The 15,319-nt window shown below is 44.7% G+C and carries 17 protein-coding genes; 8 read left to right on the plus strand and 9 right to left on the minus strand.

Annotated elements, in window-relative coordinates; genetic code table 11:
• From nqrE to AACT42_RS09020, 6 genes are all read right to left on the minus strand, one after another.
• Positions 1-597 carry an NADH:ubiquinone reductase (Na(+)-transporting) subunit E gene (nqrE, locus tag AACT42_RS08995; protein ID WP_013856175.1) on the minus strand — a complete coding sequence of 199 codons (597 nt, stop codon included), beginning with the start codon at positions 595-597 and terminating at the stop codon, positions 1-3.
• A gap of 7 nt (positions 598-604) precedes the next feature.
• The gene (locus AACT42_RS09000) at positions 605-1,237 is read right to left on the minus strand and encodes an NADH:ubiquinone reductase (Na(+)-transporting) subunit D (RefSeq protein WP_013856174.1); all 633 of its coding nucleotides are present in this window, start codon (positions 1,235-1,237) and stop codon (positions 605-607) included.
• On the minus strand, positions 1,237-2,004 hold the full coding sequence (locus AACT42_RS09005) for a Na(+)-translocating NADH-quinone reductase subunit C (RefSeq protein WP_013856173.1): 768 nt from the start codon (positions 2,002-2,004) through the stop codon (positions 1,237-1,239). The genes AACT42_RS09000 and AACT42_RS09005 overlap by 1 nt, the downstream gene beginning before the upstream one ends.
• A complete protein-coding gene (locus tag AACT42_RS09010) occupies positions 1,994-3,238 on the minus strand; it encodes an NADH:ubiquinone reductase (Na(+)-transporting) subunit B (RefSeq protein ID WP_094132487.1) in 1,245 nt (414 codons plus the stop codon). Before AACT42_RS09010 ends, AACT42_RS09005 begins: the two co-directional genes overlap by 11 nt.
• A gap of 5 nt (positions 3,239-3,243) precedes the next feature.
• Entirely contained in the window at positions 3,244-4,584 is a 1,341-nt protein-coding gene (locus AACT42_RS09015; RefSeq protein WP_026027642.1) for a Na(+)-translocating NADH-quinone reductase subunit A, read from the minus strand.
• Positions 4,585-5,079: 495 nt separating this feature from the next.
• Positions 5,080-5,388, minus strand: coding sequence for a BolA family protein (locus AACT42_RS09020; RefSeq protein ID WP_026027643.1), 309 nt, complete (start codon positions 5,386-5,388; stop codon positions 5,080-5,082).
• 161 nt (positions 5,389-5,549) lie between these two features.
• On the opposite strand from AACT42_RS09020, the gene AACT42_RS09025 reads away from it, so the two are divergent.
• From AACT42_RS09025 to AACT42_RS09040, 4 genes are all read left to right on the plus strand, one after another.
• The gene (locus AACT42_RS09025) at positions 5,550-6,680 is read left to right on the plus strand and encodes a methyltransferase (protein WP_094132489.1); all 1,131 of its coding nucleotides are present in this window, start codon (positions 5,550-5,552) and stop codon (positions 6,678-6,680) included.
• 24 nt (positions 6,681-6,704) lie between these two features.
• Positions 6,705-7,274, plus strand: a complete 570-nt coding sequence (locus AACT42_RS09030) for a YajG family lipoprotein (RefSeq protein ID WP_094132491.1) — start codon at positions 6,705-6,707, stop codon at positions 7,272-7,274.
• Entirely contained in the window at positions 7,274-7,819 is a 546-nt protein-coding gene (locus tag AACT42_RS09035) for a peptidylprolyl isomerase (RefSeq protein WP_094132493.1), read from the plus strand. The genes AACT42_RS09030 and AACT42_RS09035 overlap by 1 nt, the downstream gene beginning before the upstream one ends.
• An 83-nt stretch (positions 7,820-7,902) precedes the next feature.
• Entirely contained in the window at positions 7,903-9,294 is a 1,392-nt protein-coding gene (locus AACT42_RS09040; protein ID WP_026029152.1) for an AmpG family muropeptide MFS transporter, read from the plus strand.
• Positions 9,295-9,349: 55 nt separating this feature from the next.
• Here AACT42_RS09040 and AACT42_RS09045 read toward each other — a convergent pair whose 3' ends face one another.
• The 3 genes from AACT42_RS09045 to AACT42_RS09055 form a co-directional block, all read right to left on the minus strand.
• Positions 9,350-10,033, minus strand: a complete 684-nt coding sequence (locus tag AACT42_RS09045; RefSeq protein ID WP_017044032.1) for a ChrR family anti-sigma-E factor — start codon at positions 10,031-10,033, stop codon at positions 9,350-9,352.
• The gene (locus AACT42_RS09050; protein WP_094132495.1) at positions 10,030-10,632 is read right to left on the minus strand and encodes an RNA polymerase sigma factor; all 603 of its coding nucleotides are present in this window, start codon (positions 10,630-10,632) and stop codon (positions 10,030-10,032) included. Before AACT42_RS09050 ends, AACT42_RS09045 begins: the two co-directional genes overlap by 4 nt.
• 162 nt (positions 10,633-10,794) lie before the next feature.
• On the minus strand, positions 10,795-11,370 hold the full coding sequence (locus AACT42_RS09055) for an LON peptidase substrate-binding domain-containing protein (protein WP_176429077.1): 576 nt from the start codon (positions 11,368-11,370) through the stop codon (positions 10,795-10,797).
• A 329-nt stretch (positions 11,371-11,699) separates the two neighbouring features.
• On the opposite strand from AACT42_RS09055, the gene AACT42_RS09060 reads away from it, so the two are divergent.
• The 4 genes from AACT42_RS09060 to csdA all read left to right on the plus strand — a co-directional run bounded on the left by AACT42_RS09060 (position 11,700) and on the right by csdA (position 15,290).
• Complete coding sequence (locus tag AACT42_RS09060; RefSeq protein ID WP_081245439.1) at positions 11,700-12,488, plus strand: nucleoside-specific channel-forming Tsx family protein; 789 nt, start codon at positions 11,700-11,702, stop codon at positions 12,486-12,488.
• Between the two features lie 104 nt (positions 12,489-12,592).
• Positions 12,593-13,483 carry a 2-dehydropantoate 2-reductase gene (gene panE, locus AACT42_RS09065; RefSeq protein ID WP_094132499.1) on the plus strand — a complete coding sequence of 297 codons (891 nt, stop codon included), beginning with the start codon at positions 12,593-12,595 and terminating at the stop codon, positions 13,481-13,483.
• Positions 13,480-14,079, plus strand: coding sequence for a DJ-1 family glyoxalase III (locus AACT42_RS09070; RefSeq protein ID WP_094132501.1), 600 nt, complete (start codon positions 13,480-13,482; stop codon positions 14,077-14,079). Before panE ends, AACT42_RS09070 begins: the two co-directional genes overlap by 4 nt.
• Positions 14,079-15,290 (plus strand): cysteine desulfurase CsdA, encoded by a 1,212-nt coding sequence (csdA, locus tag AACT42_RS09075; protein WP_094132503.1) that lies wholly within the window; start codon positions 14,079-14,081, stop codon positions 15,288-15,290. Before AACT42_RS09070 ends, csdA begins: the two co-directional genes overlap by 1 nt.
• The last annotated feature ends 29 nt before the right edge of the window (positions 15,291-15,319 follow it).

Below are 15,319 nucleotides of genomic sequence, written 5' to 3' on the forward strand. Positions count from 1 at the left end.
TTACAGTTGAACACCAGAGAAAGACATAAAGCCTAACGCCATTAGACCCGCCGTGATGAAGGTAATCCCTAAACCACGTAAACCCGGAGGTACATCTGAATATTTCATTTTCTCACGGATACCGGCAAGAGCGACAATCGCTAACATCCAACCCACACCCGAACCGAAACCGTAAACGACGGATTCAGCAAAGTTATAATCACGCTGAACCATGAAAGATACACCACCAAAAATGGCGCAGTTCACTGTGATTAAAGGTAAGAAAATGCCCAGCGCGTTATACAAAGGTGGGAAAAAACGATCCAATATCATCTCTAAGATCTGTACCAATGCGGCAATAACACCGATAAAGGTAATGAAATTTAGAAATGTAAGATCAATATTTTCACCCAATGCACCTGGTTTAAGTAACAAGTTATAAACCAAGTTATTCACTGGTACTGAAATGGTCAGAACAACAGTAACCGCAATCCCTAAACCAAACGATGTCTTTACTTTCTTAGATACAGCAAGAAATGTACACATACCCAAGAAGAAAGAGAGTGCCATGTTTTCGATAAAAATCGATCGAACAAGCAAACTGATATAATGTTCCATAACGCCCTTACTCCTTCGCTTCTAGTTGTTCAGGTTTGAACGTGCGAATCGCCCAAATCATGAAGCCAATTAGGAAGAATGCCGAAGGTGCTAGCAGCATCAAACCGTTAGGTTGATACCAGCCACCATCTTTCACAAGAGGTAGAACTTCCATTCCAAATAGCTTGCCTGAACCAAGAAGTTCGCGGAAGAAACCAACAGTGATCAAGACAAAACCATAACCCAAACCATTACCGATACCATCGATAAAGGAAGGAATCGGTGCCGACTTCATTGCAAATGCTTCAGCACGGCCCATTACGATACAGTTAGTAATGATCAACCCTACGAACACCGATAGCTGTTTCGAGATATCGTATAAGTAAGCACGTAGGATCTGGTCAACAACAATAACCAATGAAGCAATGATCGCCATCTGAACGATGATACGCACACTGTTAGGTATGTGGTGACGAATTAACGAAACGAATAAGTTAGAGAAAGCCGTTACAAACATAACGGCTAGCGTCATAACAAACGCCGTTTCCAACTTAGTGGTTACCGCAAGGGCAGAACAGACACCAAGCACTTGAAGTGCGATTGGGTTGTTATCCAACACCGGCGCTAGAATGCTCTTTTTAATCTCTTTTGCGCTAGACATTAGTTCAAACCTCCGTCACGAACTTTTGCTAGGAATGGACCAAAGCCCATATCACCTAACCAGAAGTCGAAAGTGTGTTGAACACCGTTACTGGTCAGTGTTGCGCCAGAAAGTCCATCAACGCCATGCTCAGATCCGGCAGGAGCGCCACCTTTCACAACTTTAATTGCAGGTTGGTGGTTGTCATCAAACAATTTCTTGCCAACAAATTGAGCTCGCCATGATGGGTTTTCAACTTCACCACCCAATCCCGGAGTTTCACCTTGTTCGTAGTAAGTAATGCCGGAAACGGTATTACCATCGGTTTCTACAGCCACAAATGCGTACATCATTGACCACAAACCATTACCGTGAACGGGAACAATCACTTTAGAAATCTCGTCGCCACTTTTCACTAGGTAAACAACCCCAGTATTAGCACGACGAATAATCTTCGCTTTATCTTGTTCCGCTGTTAGCTTGATAGATTGAGCTGGGTCTTTAGAAGCTTTGCGTTGATCATAGGCCGTTGCATCGCCATCAACAAAGTTCCCGGTTTTAAAATCAATCAAACGAGGTTCAATGTATTTAGCAAAAAGCTCTGGCACGCTACCAGACTCGTTAATGCCTGCAACTTCAACAATCTTGCTTTGCTTATCAAGTACTGCGTTAACTTTTTGCTTGTCACGCAGGCCAACCGCTGCTGTCGATACGATGATTGAGCACACTAAGCTCAATGCGATAACAACAAACAGCGTTTTTTTAATGCTATCGTTATTACTTGCCATAGCGTGCTAGTCTCCGCTTGATGTTCTTCTCAATCACAATATGGTCAAACAAAGGTGCAAATAGGTTCGCAAATAAGATCGCCAGCATCATACCTTCTGGGTAAGCTGGGTTAACCACACGAATCATCACACACATTGCACCAATCAAAATACCGTATGCCCATTTACCTTTGTTAGTAAATGAAGCCGATACTGGGTCGGTTGCCATGAAGAACATACCAAACGCAAAGCCACCAAGTACTAGGTGCCAATGCCAAGGCATATTAAACATTGCATTTGTGTCTGAACCAATAACATTGAACAGCGTTGATATGGCAATCATACCTACCATAACACCCGCAATAATGCGCCATGAAGCAATGCCCATGTAGACAATAAATGCCGCGCCAATCGCCAGTGCTAACGTCGACACTTCACCGATAGAGCCAGGAATGTTACCAACAAACGCATCCATCCAAGTAATGGCTTCGCCAGTGACCTTATTGATCAGAGCACCGTTACCACCTTGAGCCCATTGGCTTAGCACCGTTGCACCTGAAAAACCATCTGCAGCTGTCCAAACAACGTCACCAGAGATCTGTGCTGGGTAGGCGAAGAATAGAAAAGCACGACCGGCTAATGCTGGGTTTAGGAAGTTACGCCCGGTACCACCAAAGATTTCTTTGGCAACAACCACGCCAAAGGTAATCCCTAAAGCGGCTTGCCATAAAGGCAGTGTGGGTGGAACAATCAGAGCAAACAAAATTGAAGTTACAAAGAAACCTTCGTTAACTTCATGCTTACGCACCATACAAAACAGCACTTCCCAAAAACCACCGACCAAGAACACCGTGGCGTAGATAGGTAGGAAGTAAGTAGCACCGAGCAGCATCATACTTGCCCAACCGGCTTGCGTACTTAATGTACCGCCAAGCATTTCAGTTAGCCAATAGTGCCAGTTACCACTGATGACTGTCGCCAATTCAGCGCCAGAATACAGATGGTTAAGTGCAGTAATCGATTGGTGACCAACGTTATACATACCCCAGAACATCGCTGGGAATACCGCTAGCCAAACCATGATCATGATGCGTTTGAGGTCAACGCTATCACGAACGTGTGAGCTTCGTTTTGTAACTAAACCAGGCGTATAAAAAAGCGTTGCTGCTGCTTCATACAAGGCAAACCATTTTTCATGTTTGCCGCCAGGTTCAAAATGATGCTCGATGTCTTCAAGAAACTTTTTAAGGCCCATGAAAATTACCCTTCCTTCTCAATCTTGTCTAGGCACTCACGAAGTAGCTGACCATATTCGTATTTACCAGGACATACAAAGGTACACAATGCGAGATCTTCTTCGTCCAGTTCAAGGGCACCGAGACGTTGAGCGCTATCGATGTCACCTGCACATAGGTCACGAAGTAGGAGCGTTGGTTCCATATCTAGTGGCAACACTTTTTCATAGTTACCAATAGGTACCATCGCACGATCACTACCATTGGTTGTGGTTGTCATGTTGAACAACTGACCTGTGAATAGATGACCAAGGAAAGAGCGAGTGACTGAAAATTTGTTCTTGCCAGGCATTGCCCAACCAAGAAAATCTTTGTCACGACCTTCACGCAGAACCGATACTTGGAGGTGGTAACGACCAAGATAAGCTACAGGCCCCGCCGCTTTCACACCAGAAAGTACAGAACCAGAGATGACACGAACTTCGCCCGGCATCAATTCGTTATCCGTTAACTCTTCGAGGCTAGCACCAATCTGAGTACGGACAAGACGAGGTTTGTTGACTACGGGTCCTGCAAGCGACACCACTCGTTGTGTGTATAGCTCACCGGTTAAGAACAATTGACCAAACGCAATCACGTCTTGGTAATTGATGCTCCACGCCACATTGACTGCATTTACTGGATAGAGGAAATGCATGTGAGTCCCTACAAGACCTGCAGGGTGTGGGCCATCAAACACATGTTCTTCAACGTTTGGCTGTGAAGAGCGTGGTAAGCTAGTACCAGATTTACAGACGTAAACCTTACCCTCAGTCAGAGTTGAAAGGATATCGAGACCAGCGACGAATGCTTCAGATTGCTCATTAATGATCGTCTCAGGTTTTGCCGCTAATGGATTGGTATCCATTGCTGTCACAAAAATAGCCTGAGTTGAAGACTCAATTGCTGGAACCTTGCTAAACGGACGAGTACGCAACGCAGTCCAAAGACCAGACTCAACTAACTGAGTTTTAACCGTTTGACGGTCAATACTTGCTAGTTGGCTAGCTTCAAAGCTATCGAACGTGATTTGCTCATCACCTGCCACTTCAATCACTACGGATTGTAGGACACGTTTGGCGCCACGATTGACTTCGATAACCTTACCGCTTGCTGGTGAAGTAAATTTAACACCCGGATTCTTTTTATCTTCAAAAAGAATTTGAGCTTTCTTTACTTCATCGCCTACGCGAACATGCATGGTAGGACGCATGCCAACGTACTCTTCGCCAAGCAAGGCGACTTTAGTGATGGTCTTACCATCATTAATCACCTGGGAAGGAGTTCCTGCAATAGGAAGGTCCAAACCCCTTTTTATTGTAATCATACGCACTTGCACTATTTTATCGGGAAAAAGATTCTTTTAATTGCGTAAGTTCAAGGCTTGTTTATCTTTCATGGTCGTTCTTGATAAGAGGCCAAATGAAAGTTAAACCAGCCTTAGACACGACATTTCTGTGTCCGATTTTGGCTTGTTTTAAACGCCAGAACCGCAACATCCTTTTAATAACCTCATCACAAGTATGGTATGAGATCCATTAGGTGCAATAGTCTAGCATTTTTTCGGAACCTGATGCCATGACCAATCCTCTGATAAGTCGTTTTATTTGGAAGGATTTGAATCATAAAGGCTAGCGAATAGTCATAACTTTGAAGCATCGCACAAATAACCTATTCCTTACCCCTTATGAGTATTTATTTTTATTCACTACCTAAAACAATTTCTCTCAACTTGTTCATCTCGTCAATTTGTTTAAATACTGTTAACATTCCGCTCAAAAACAGAACAAGAGAACAGCATATTCAGACGGCTCTGAACGAGTTATTTTCCACCGCCCATACACATAGGACTATCAGGTACGCCACTAATTTGCGCCTGCCACTCTTGTGGTGTGTAGGTATGAATCGAGAGTGCATGAATGTGGTTCGCTAACTCTTCTGCCAACACTTGGTTAACCTGTCGGTGACGGCCAATCAAACGCATTCCTTCAAAACTGTCACTCACCACAATGACTTTAAAATGGCTTTCCGATCCTGAAGGCACATTGTGCATGTAGCTTTCATTTTCGACTTTCAAATAATCAGGGTGAAATGCTTGATGCAATTTTTGTTCGATTATGGGTTGGATCATACCGTTGCCTTTCTTCCTCAAATAAGAGCATGAGAACATATACGAGTGTAAAGAGATTTAAGTTTAACTAGCCTTATAGAATAGCGAAAGGTTTTGGTTCCTTGTTTCTACGCCATTTGAGACAATGCATCCGTAATTCTCACTACGACCTATAAAAAATTATGAAAACAGAGTTGGCACTGCATGATCGAACGTTGAGCTTGCACCGTTTCCCACATCATTCAAACGAAACATTACAAGCTTGGGATGCGGGCGATGAATATGTGATTAATCATATTGAAGCGTTGAATTTAGCAATAGGCAAACGCATCCTTATTTTAAACGATCACTTTGGCGCTCTATCGTGTTGGTTTGCAGATAAGCATCACGTCACCATGATGAGCGACTCTTTTATTTCGCAACAAGGTACGTTAAACAATCTTCAGCGCAATCAGTGCCGCAACGTGCAATTGCTCTCAACAATGGATGCCATCCCTGAATCGGTCGATCTGGTGCTTTTTCAATTGCCCAAGAGCAATCGCCACTTGGTTTGGCAATTAAGCCAACTCCGTCAGTCCCTTGCCCAAGATTGCCCTGTGATAGCGGTCAACAAAGCGAAAGAGATCCACACATCAACCTTAAACTTATTTGAAAAGTATTTAGGTTCAACAAGCACTTCTCTTGCATGGAAAAAACACCGCCTCATTTTTTCAGCACCGAACGTATCACCGATTGAAACGGTGGAACCTATAACTGAATGGGCCGTAGAAAGCGAATCCATCCGTCTAAAAAATCTGCCGAATGTCTACTCAGGTGAGGGATTGGATCTCGGCGCACGCTTTTTTCTACAGCATCTTCCACAAGATCCTAAGTTACAGCACATCATCGACCTTGGATGCGGCAACGGGGTGTTATCAATCAAGATGGGCCAACTCAATCCTCAAGTACGAATGACCTGCGTTGATGAAAGCTTGATGGCCGTCGAGTCTGCAAAGCTAAATTTGCTGGAGAATTTAGGAGAAGATCGCAATATTCAATGCATTGCGAATAACTGCTTAGATGGTTTTCAACAAGAGAGTAGCTGTTTAGTATTGTGCAACCCACCATTCCATCAACAACAAGCTATCACGGATCACATTGCTTGGCAGATGTTCTGTGATGCAAAGCATGTTCTTAAAAAAGGGGGACGATTATTAGTGATCGGCAATCGCCACCTCGGCTACGATGTAAAACTAGCAAGATTATTTGGCCAAGAGCAGGTAAAAACTGTCGCGACCAACCATAAATTTGTTATCTTACAAGCAACTAAATAGGCAAGGATAAGAAAGGAAATGACCATGAAAAAACTGGTTCTCGCAGCCTCAATCGCATTACTCACCGCTTGTGCCGCACCTCAGCAACAGCAAATCAACTTTATGCCTACTGCAACGACCAGCAAAAATACGGTCGTCAACAATAAAGCCTTTACTCTGGTTAGCAAAGATATTCGATCGGCGCAATATGTGGCTTTAGTGGATAGTGGCCGCTCTAATATTGAGCCAATTCATGCCAAACAAAATGTTCGCATTGCGGTTGAGAATGCGCTGGCAGAACAATTTAGCTCTCAAGGCTATCGCTTAACAGTGAACAGCGAAAACAATGTCACCGTTGAAATTGCAGAAGCACTAGTGACGGTAAAACACAGCGTCATGTCGAATGAAATGGATGGCAGTGTCACGCTTGAAATTACCGCGGAAACACCAAAAGGCAAATTGGTGAAAACGTTCAACGGAACGGCAAAACGTTCCGGTACACTCAGCGCTTCAAATGATGAGATTGAAATGGTACTCAACGATGTCATGAACTTGGTACTTAAAGAAATTGCCAATGACAGCGAACTTAATGGTTATTTACAGGAGCGCTTTTAATGTTACGTTCTCTCGTTACGACATTAGCGCTCGTCAGTTGCACTGCGTTTTCGGCGCCCAACGTCCTAATTGAGACGAACTTAGGGTCATTTACTGTTGAACTTAATACAGAGAAAGCGCCAACGACTGTCGCAAACTTCGTAAAATATGTTGAAGATGGCAGTTATGTTGGCAGCCAGTTCCACCGCGTTATCCCAGGGTTTATGGCACAAGGCGGCGGATTTGATGCGGATTTAAAACAACTCACCACTTACGCTCCCATCAAAAATGAAGCGAGCAATGGGTTGACCAATGACACCGCGACGATCGCAATGGCCCGTACCAATGATCCTAACTCAGCTACTCGCCAATTCTTTATTAACTTGGTCGATAATGATTTTCTCAACTACAACGCTCGCCCACCGGGTTATGCAGTCTTTGGTAAAGTCACGCAAGGGTTTGATGTTGTGCAAAAAATGGCTCAACAACCGACCAGCACGAAAGGACAAATGCAAGACGTCCCCATCGAACCAATCGTTATTACGAATGTCACACTAGAACAATAACCATACCAACGCCGATTTATCGGCGTTTGATTTTATTGGGTCGCCTTTCGACCTAAGCTGCTTTACTGACAAGGATTCGCTGTATGCCATCAACCTCCTCCTCTCTCACTTGGATGGAAACTATCCGTAGCTATCTTGATAAACGCCTATTGTGGGTATTTATGATGGGGTGTTCGAGCGGTTTTCCGTGGGTTTTGATTGGTTCAAATATGTCAGGATGGCTAAAAGATGCAGGCTTAACCACCGCTGCAATTGGTTATTTTGGCAGTGTCTTCGCAGTTTACGCGATTAATTTTCTATGGGCCCCATTGGTGGATCGCGTCAAATTACCCATTCTGACGCCATTATTAGGTCAACGCCGCAGTTGGGTATTTTTGTGCCAATCGATCATTTTGATCTGTACGTTGCTGATTGCGGGTGTCAATCCAGCCCAAAATTTGATGTTTACCTCAATGCTTGCCTTGGGCATTGCGATCGCTTCTGCCACTCAAGATATCGCGATTGATGCTTTTCGTATCGATACTTTCCCCAAATCACAAGCCAATAAGCTGCCACAAGCCTCCGCCATGGCCATCATGGGGTGGTGGACTGGATATTCTCTGCCGGGCTATCTCGCTTTTGTAAACGCCGATAGTATCGGTTGGAATGCCGTTTATTATGGCATGGCACTCTGTGTCGGGCTGTTAATGCTTTTCACGCTCTTGGTGGGCGAACCAAAAACACATCGCGAAGCGCTACAGCATCAAGCGGAGCTGCGGCACAATCAGGTAGTTGGTTCGAAAGTCGTCGCGTGGTTCACCGTTACCGTAATCGAACCATTTCTCGATTTCTTCAAACGCAATGGCGCGCAAGTAGCACTAACCCTGCTGTTGTTTGTTTTTTTATTCAAGATTGGCGAAGCTTTTCTTGGCCGAATGTCGATTCCATTTTACAAAGAAATTGGCTTTAGCAACGAACAAATTGGTCACTACTCGAAGTTAATTGGTTGGGGAGCAACCCTGTTCTTCACTTTGATTGGCAGTATGTTTAACGTGCGATTTGGTATTGTTCGCGGCTTGATGATTGGTGGCATCGCGATGTCTGCCAGTAATTTGATGTTTTCGTGGATCGCTCAAGTTGGCCCTAATGAGCATCTGTTCTTGGCGACCATTATTGTCGATAACTTTACCACTGCGTTTTCCACCGTGGCCTTTGTTTCGTTTCTTACTGTGTTAACAGGGCAGGCATTTTCAGCAACGCAATATGCGCTATTGGCCTCTCTAGGAAACTTTGGCCGCACCACGTTGGCCTCTTTTAGCGGAGAGCTGGTCGACTATCTCAATAATTGGTCACTGTTCTTTATTATTACTGCACTGATGGTAGTACCAAGCCTTATCATGCTCTACTCACTGCGCCATTATTTTGCTGATTTACTGCAAAAAGCTCGGCAGAGAGACATCGATGATATTGCCAAGCAAGGCATTGATAAGCGTTAGATGAAAAAAAGGTCGTACAATACGACCTTTTTTAATTTGATGTGCCCGCTATAGACTACGGATAGAGACCTTTACCAAATAAGTTAAACACTCTCGCAACACCTTGCGTAAACAGCATCGGCTCAGTTAGCACCGTTAAGCATAAACAATCTTCATCCACTTTGGTAAAAGGGCTGTGTTTAATACTCGCATCTCTTTGAATGAAATCACCCACTTGATAATGTCCATCTTCATCACTGAAACCACCATGGAGCACCAAGGTCGACTCAACCCCTTTGTGTGTATGCTGAGGGATCTGCACGTTGTGATTGATGTACATCAGGTTCATGCGAGAGTCTTCAGCAATATCTAGGTGGGCACTAAAAACTTTACCACCATAGCTGCGCCACTCGCCTTTGAAACGAATCAGTTGGCTCAGTGTACTAGGCAGCATCACAACGCGATCATTGACTTTAATTTCTATCGGCTCAGGCTTACGCAAGGTCGATGGGTGTAGAGTATCCAGCGCCGTGATCGTTTCAAACATCTGGTTTAAATGATCATCATTAGAAACGGCCATTCTTTGTTGCGGCAACGATTGGCTCAGCAATGCTTCGGCGGCCCGAGTTTCTAAGTATTGAACCTGTTGACGACACTGAGTACAGAGTTCAAGGTGAGTGGCAATCATAATGCCATGCGCCGCATCAATTGAACCATTGGCATACTGCTGCAGTACTTCGTTGCTTGGATGGTGGCTCATAATTGCTCCGCTTGAATAGAATGTCTAAGTTTTTCAACGGCTAGTCGTAAACGCGATTTGACAGTACCGAGAGGAATATTGAACATCTCCGCAACCTGCTGCTGGGGCAGTTCTTCAAGATACACCGCCTTCACAATGGCTTGCTGAGCTTCAGGCAACAACGCCACAAACTTTAATATTTGCTCTTTTAACATGTCATGTTCAGGACAATAATGTTCAACCAAATCAGGTGGGCAGTAGTCAGTTGGCCAAATATCATCGGCATAAACATGTAACTCTCGTCCGCGCTGCTTACGCAGGAGATCAAAACACAAATTGCGTGCAATCGTGTAAACCCACGTCGAAAGCGAACTTTTTCGGTTATCGAATAGATGCGATTTCTGCCACACCGTGGCCATGGTTTCTTGCACCATTTCTAACGCCACTTGCTCACTGCCTACATGCTTAAACGCAAACTGTTGTAAACGAGGAGAGAAATAACGAAACACTAAGGCAAACGCCTGCTTATCACGTTGCTTGACACGTTCCATGCATTCAGCCCAGTCTTGCTTGGTGTAGCTTGGGCTTAGCGACACACTATGCTGAGAATCACTGCTCATGCTGCGCTCTTCCTTTAGGAGTAACCGTTGTTATTGGCATACAGTAGCCATAAACCTTTATACGTGAGTAATGCATACATCGATCACTCGTCGTATTCTTTTTTATGCAGAGCCACTACTACAGAGCGACTTCTCGTTTAAGTTTACTGCACGCTTTCAAAGTTAGTGTGAGACTTCGATTACCTGCAATAAAAAGTCAACCGCACTGTGCGCGTCATCCTGCCTCATTAAATCATCAAATTGTTGAATCGAGATAGGGAGCAGCTCTAGCCATCGCTGCGCCACCCAACTGGCATCATCAAAAAAACAGTGCGAATAGAGCTCGCCAAGCTGAGGGAATTGCTGATAAACCGCTTGTAGCTGGTGGCTTAAATACCATTCGTGAGGTTCTAAATCTCTTACTGGCCAACTGGGCAATGACGTGACCTGAGCAACTCGCAGGCCATCAAATTCGCTCACTACTGACTCTATTTTAAAGCGCTCCATTCCCATCACGGTTAATCCTAACATCCCATTGTCGAGCGCTTCAAAATCAACAATCCTAACCAACATCCCAAATTTAGATAACTGATTTGCTTTATTGCCTTTTTTATTATCAATCAAACAAATCCCAAATGTAGAGTCAGACTGACTGGATTGAGTGACCATCCTCTTATACCTTGATTCAAAGATCCGTAGCTTCATTTTCCCTTCTGGTAAAACGATTGAAGCTAAAGGAAACAGCATCAATTTCTTCATCATTCATCACTCTTCATCATGCCCGTCAATAAATACGTTGAAGATTACAAAACGATCACTAACTAAAAATGTTGGTTTATCGATTTGCATAAAACAATACTAAAGCAAACGTTTAAGTGATTAAAATCACATTAAAGATGCAAGCGAACGAAATATTAATTTAGTTCCGAGCAAATATTCATTAACGTGACCACAGTCACTAAGTTTGTTCACTTTTGCATTCGCAATCACTTTTAATTGAGATTTTTATCGTTATTATTCGGGCCAATTGAACGCACATCAGAAATATACGTGTGCTGAATTATGACAAAACATAGAGAGTCCCCCTTATGCGTAAATCACTTCTAGCTCTAGGCCTAATGGCTGCAACTTCTGCTCCAGTTATGGCCGCTGACTATTCAGATGGCGACATCCATAAAAACGATTACAAATGGATGCAATTTAACCTAATGGCTGCAATCGATGAATTACCAGGTGAGTCATCGCATGATTACTTAGAGATGGAATTTGGCGGCCGCTCAGGGATTTTTGATCTGTACGGTTACGTTGATATCTTTAACCTGCTAAGCAACCCAAGCAGTGACAAAGAAGGTGCCGAAAAAATCTTTATGAAATTTGCACCTCGTATGTCACTAGATGCACTTACAGGTAAAGATTTGTCTTTCGGGCCAGTGCAAGAGTTGTATGTCTCTACACTAATGGAATGGGGTGGTAACTCTGGCGTTAACACTCAAAAAGTGGGCCTTGGCTCTGATGTGAATGTGCCTTGGCTAGGTAAAGTAGGTTTAAACCTGTACGGTACTTACGATTCAAATAAGAAAGATTGGAATGGTTTCCAAATCTCAACCAACTGGTTCAAGCCTTTCTACTTCTTTGAAAACGGCTCATTTATCTCTTACCAAGGTTACATCGATTACCAATTTGGTATGGAAACAGGTAAAGGATACGCAACATCTAGCGATGGCGGTGCTATGTTTAACGGTATCTACTGGCACTCAGACCGCTTTGCTGTGGGTTACGGTCTAAAAGGTTACAAAGATATCTACGGTATCAAAGATACTGATGGCTTCAAGTCAACTGGCTTTGGTCACTACCTAGCTGTGACTTACAAGTTCTAATCGAACCTAAGTTTTTAGCTAAATGGCGCTCTCGAGCGCCATTTTTATTGCTTTCCATTTCTACCTCATTATCCTTGGCGCAAAGTCAACAATGGAGAGGTGTTATGAATATCGTCGTGCTTGGGCCGGGCGCGGTTGGGTTGCTTTGGGCGACAAAGCTGCATGAAGCTGGACACCGCGTTTCATTATGGGGCAGACAAGCTCAATCTTCACTTTCCATTGCTTTAGATAAACAGGCATCTATTACCCTACCCTGTAATGATCACAGCGCGCTCTGCCATGCCGATCTCTTACTGATTACCGTTAAAGCTTGGCAAGTCGAGCAGGCGCTCACTCCGCTGCTGAATACACTCAATCGTGACACCATTTTGCTATTTATGCACAACGGCATGGGCGCGCTTGATTCGATGCAGGATCAACTGAATGACTTTCCTATTGTGCTTTCAACCACCACGCACGGTGCACTCAAGCCATCAATGAATCAAGTGTTGCATGCTGGCAAAGGCGTAACTCAATTAGGGGCTTACAACGCCCAAGGCAAGCAGTGTCAGTTTCTAGTGGATGTACTTCAGCATGCATTGCCAGACGTAATGTGGAATAACACGATTGAAGAAGCACTATGGCATAAGCTTGCAATTAACTGCGCGATTAACCCGCTCACCGCATTAGAGCAATGTCGCAATGGTGAGTTAGCCGATGAACGCTTCCAACGGCCGCTGGAAAATATTGTTGCAGAAGTCGCCGATGTCATGAGCGCTGAAGGCTTTGCGATCACTCAATCATCACTGCTTGCTAAGGTTAAGCAGGTGATTCAAGCCACAGCAGAGAATTATTCGTCAATGCATCAAGATATTTTCTATCAACGTAAGACTGAGATAGACTTTATTACGGGCTATTTACTGAAGAAAGCAGAGCAACATCAGCTCGCAACACCAGAAAATAGTAAGTTATATCACGCTATTCAACAGATAGAACACAGCTGGAAAAGCCAATGAGTAAACGAATTTTAGTCCCGATAGCAACAGGCTGCGAAGAGATGGAAGCGATCACCGTGATTGATATGATGGTCAGAGCTGGCTATCAAGTCGTGGTTGCCAGCGCTAATCTCGACGGGCAATTGATGATGAAAGCCTCACGCGGAGTGACATTAACCGCAGACTGTAAACTGCTGGATGTGATCGATGAAGAGTTTGACGTGATTGCGCTGCCCGGTGGCGTTGGAGGCGCTGAGATCTTTCGTGACAATCCAGTGCTAATCGAAATGCTCAAGCAACAGCATAACCATGGTCGATGGTTGGCGGCTATTTGTGCCACGCCAGCCTTAGTTTTGCAACATCATCAGTTTTTCCCGCAAGCGATCATGACAGGGCACCCGGCTTTTCGCGATCATATCCCCACTGATTTATGGCGAGATCAACGCGTAACCATCGATACAAACCATCAATTAATCACCAGCCAAGGGCCGGGAACAGCACTTGAGTTCGCGATGGAGATCATCATATCACTCTCAGGTAAAGCACACGCATGGTCAGTTGCACAGCCAATGGTGACACTGGCAGCATTGAATTATCACAAGTTAGGTGAGCAATAATGTTTGACGTGCAGACCATTCGCGATCAATTCCCCGCACTCAATCAAGCCGTGGATGGCGAAACTCTGATTTATCTAGACAGCGCCGCTACCACGCAAAAGCCACAAGTGGTGATAGATGCCATTAGTCATTACTACAGTACGCAAAATGCCAATGTACATCGTGGTAGCCATCGCTTAACGGCCAAAGCGACCAGCGATTTTGAAGCGGCGCGTGACACTATGGCTCAATTTATTGGCGCATCATCTCGTAAAGAGATTATTTGGACTCGCGGAGCGACCGAAGCGATCAACCTGATCGCGCAGACTTACGCACGTAATACATTGCAAGCCGGTGATGAGATTCTGGTCAGTGAAATGGAACACCACGCCAATATAGTGCCTTGGCAAATCGTCGCGGCTCAAACCGGAGCAAGTGTCGTCAAAGTCCCCATCACGCCAGAGTGCCACTTTGATCTTGAGGCTTTTCAAGCACGACTATCGAATAAAACCAAAATTGTCGCCCTAGCCCATACCACCAACGTGACGGGCACGCGCCAACCGATTGAAACTGCGATTAAACTGGCGCACCAAGTCGGCGCTGTGGTCGTGATTGATGGCGCGCAAGGAATTGTTCATGAAACCGTCAACGTGCGCGAACTCGACGCCGACTTTTATCTCTTTTCTGGGCACAAGCTTTACGCTCCCGCTGGCATTGGCGTTCTGTACGGAAAATTATCGCTGCTTGAAACAATGCCTCCATGGCATGGCGGCGGCAAGATGGTAGAAAAAGTCTCGTTTGAAGGTACAACATTTGCCGAACTGCCGGGGAAATTTGAAGCAGGCACACCGAATGTCGCAGGGGCGATAGCCCTTGCCAAAGCAATCGAATGGTTACAAAACTGCAATCGAACGGCCGTAGAAACTCACCTGCATAGATTGCAAGCACGCACTTATCAAGCTCTGCAGCAGCTCGATGATATTCGCGTGATCGGCTATCAACCGAATGCCAGTATTCTCAGTTTTGTGATGGATGGCGTTCATCATCAAGACATAGCCACCTTACTCGATCAGCAAGGCATCGCGGTTCGCTCTGGCCATCACTGCGCTCACCCATTAATGGATGCGCTCGGATTAACTGGCACCGTGAGAATTTCGTTTGGTATTTACAATACCGAACAAGAGGTTGAACAGTTGATCGCCGCCATTACTAAAGCGGTTGATATGCTGTAATAATTCCCCCTTTCATCAAAAGGGGGAGA

Origin of the sequence: Vibrio sp. V15_P4S5T153 (assembly GCF_963874485.1) — a bacterium.
Lineage (GTDB): Bacteria > Pseudomonadota > Gammaproteobacteria > Enterobacterales > Vibrionaceae > Vibrio > Vibrio anguillarum.

Bases quoted from the DNA above. Each gene is read 5' to 3' on its own strand.
- AACT42_RS09025 (WP_094132489.1), top strand. From the start codon at position 5,550: ATGAAAACAGAGTTGGCACTGCATGATCGAACGTTGAGCTTGCACCGT.
- AACT42_RS09015 (WP_026027642.1), bottom strand. From the start codon at position 4,584: ATGATTACAATAAAAAGGGGTTTGGACCTTCCTATTGCAGGAACTCCT.
- nqrE (WP_013856175.1), bottom strand. From the start codon at position 597: ATGGAACATTATATCAGTTTGCTTGTTCGATCGATTTTTATCGAAAAC.
- AACT42_RS09050 (WP_094132495.1), bottom strand. From the start codon at position 10,632: ATGAGCAGTGATTCTCAGCATAGTGTGTCGCTAAGCCCAAGCTACACC.
- AACT42_RS09055 (WP_176429077.1), bottom strand. From the start codon at position 11,370: ATGAAGAAATTGATGCTGTTTCCTTTAGCTTCAATCGTTTTACCAGAA.
- AACT42_RS09070 (WP_094132501.1), top strand. From the start codon at position 13,480: ATGAGTAAACGAATTTTAGTCCCGATAGCAACAGGCTGCGAAGAGATG.
- AACT42_RS09035 (WP_094132493.1), top strand. From the start codon at position 7,274: ATGTTACGTTCTCTCGTTACGACATTAGCGCTCGTCAGTTGCACTGCG.
- csdA (WP_094132503.1), top strand. From the start codon at position 14,079: ATGTTTGACGTGCAGACCATTCGCGATCAATTCCCCGCACTCAATCAA.
- AACT42_RS09000 (WP_013856174.1), bottom strand. From the start codon at position 1,237: ATGTCTAGCGCAAAAGAGATTAAAAAGAGCATTCTAGCGCCGGTGTTG.
- AACT42_RS09040 (WP_026029152.1), top strand. From the start codon at position 7,903: ATGCCATCAACCTCCTCCTCTCTCACTTGGATGGAAACTATCCGTAGC.
- AACT42_RS09030 (WP_094132491.1), top strand. From the start codon at position 6,705: ATGAAAAAACTGGTTCTCGCAGCCTCAATCGCATTACTCACCGCTTGT.
- AACT42_RS09010 (WP_094132487.1), bottom strand. From the start codon at position 3,238: ATGGGCCTTAAAAAGTTTCTTGAAGACATCGAGCATCATTTTGAACCT.
- AACT42_RS09060 (WP_081245439.1), top strand. From the start codon at position 11,700: ATGCGTAAATCACTTCTAGCTCTAGGCCTAATGGCTGCAACTTCTGCT.
- panE (WP_094132499.1), top strand. From the start codon at position 12,593: ATGAATATCGTCGTGCTTGGGCCGGGCGCGGTTGGGTTGCTTTGGGCG.
- AACT42_RS09045 (WP_017044032.1), bottom strand. From the start codon at position 10,033: ATGAGCCACCATCCAAGCAACGAAGTACTGCAGCAGTATGCCAATGGT.
- AACT42_RS09005 (WP_013856173.1), bottom strand. From the start codon at position 2,004: ATGGCAAGTAATAACGATAGCATTAAAAAAACGCTGTTTGTTGTTATC.
- AACT42_RS09020 (WP_026027643.1), bottom strand. From the start codon at position 5,388: ATGATCCAACCCATAATCGAACAAAAATTGCATCAAGCATTTCACCCT.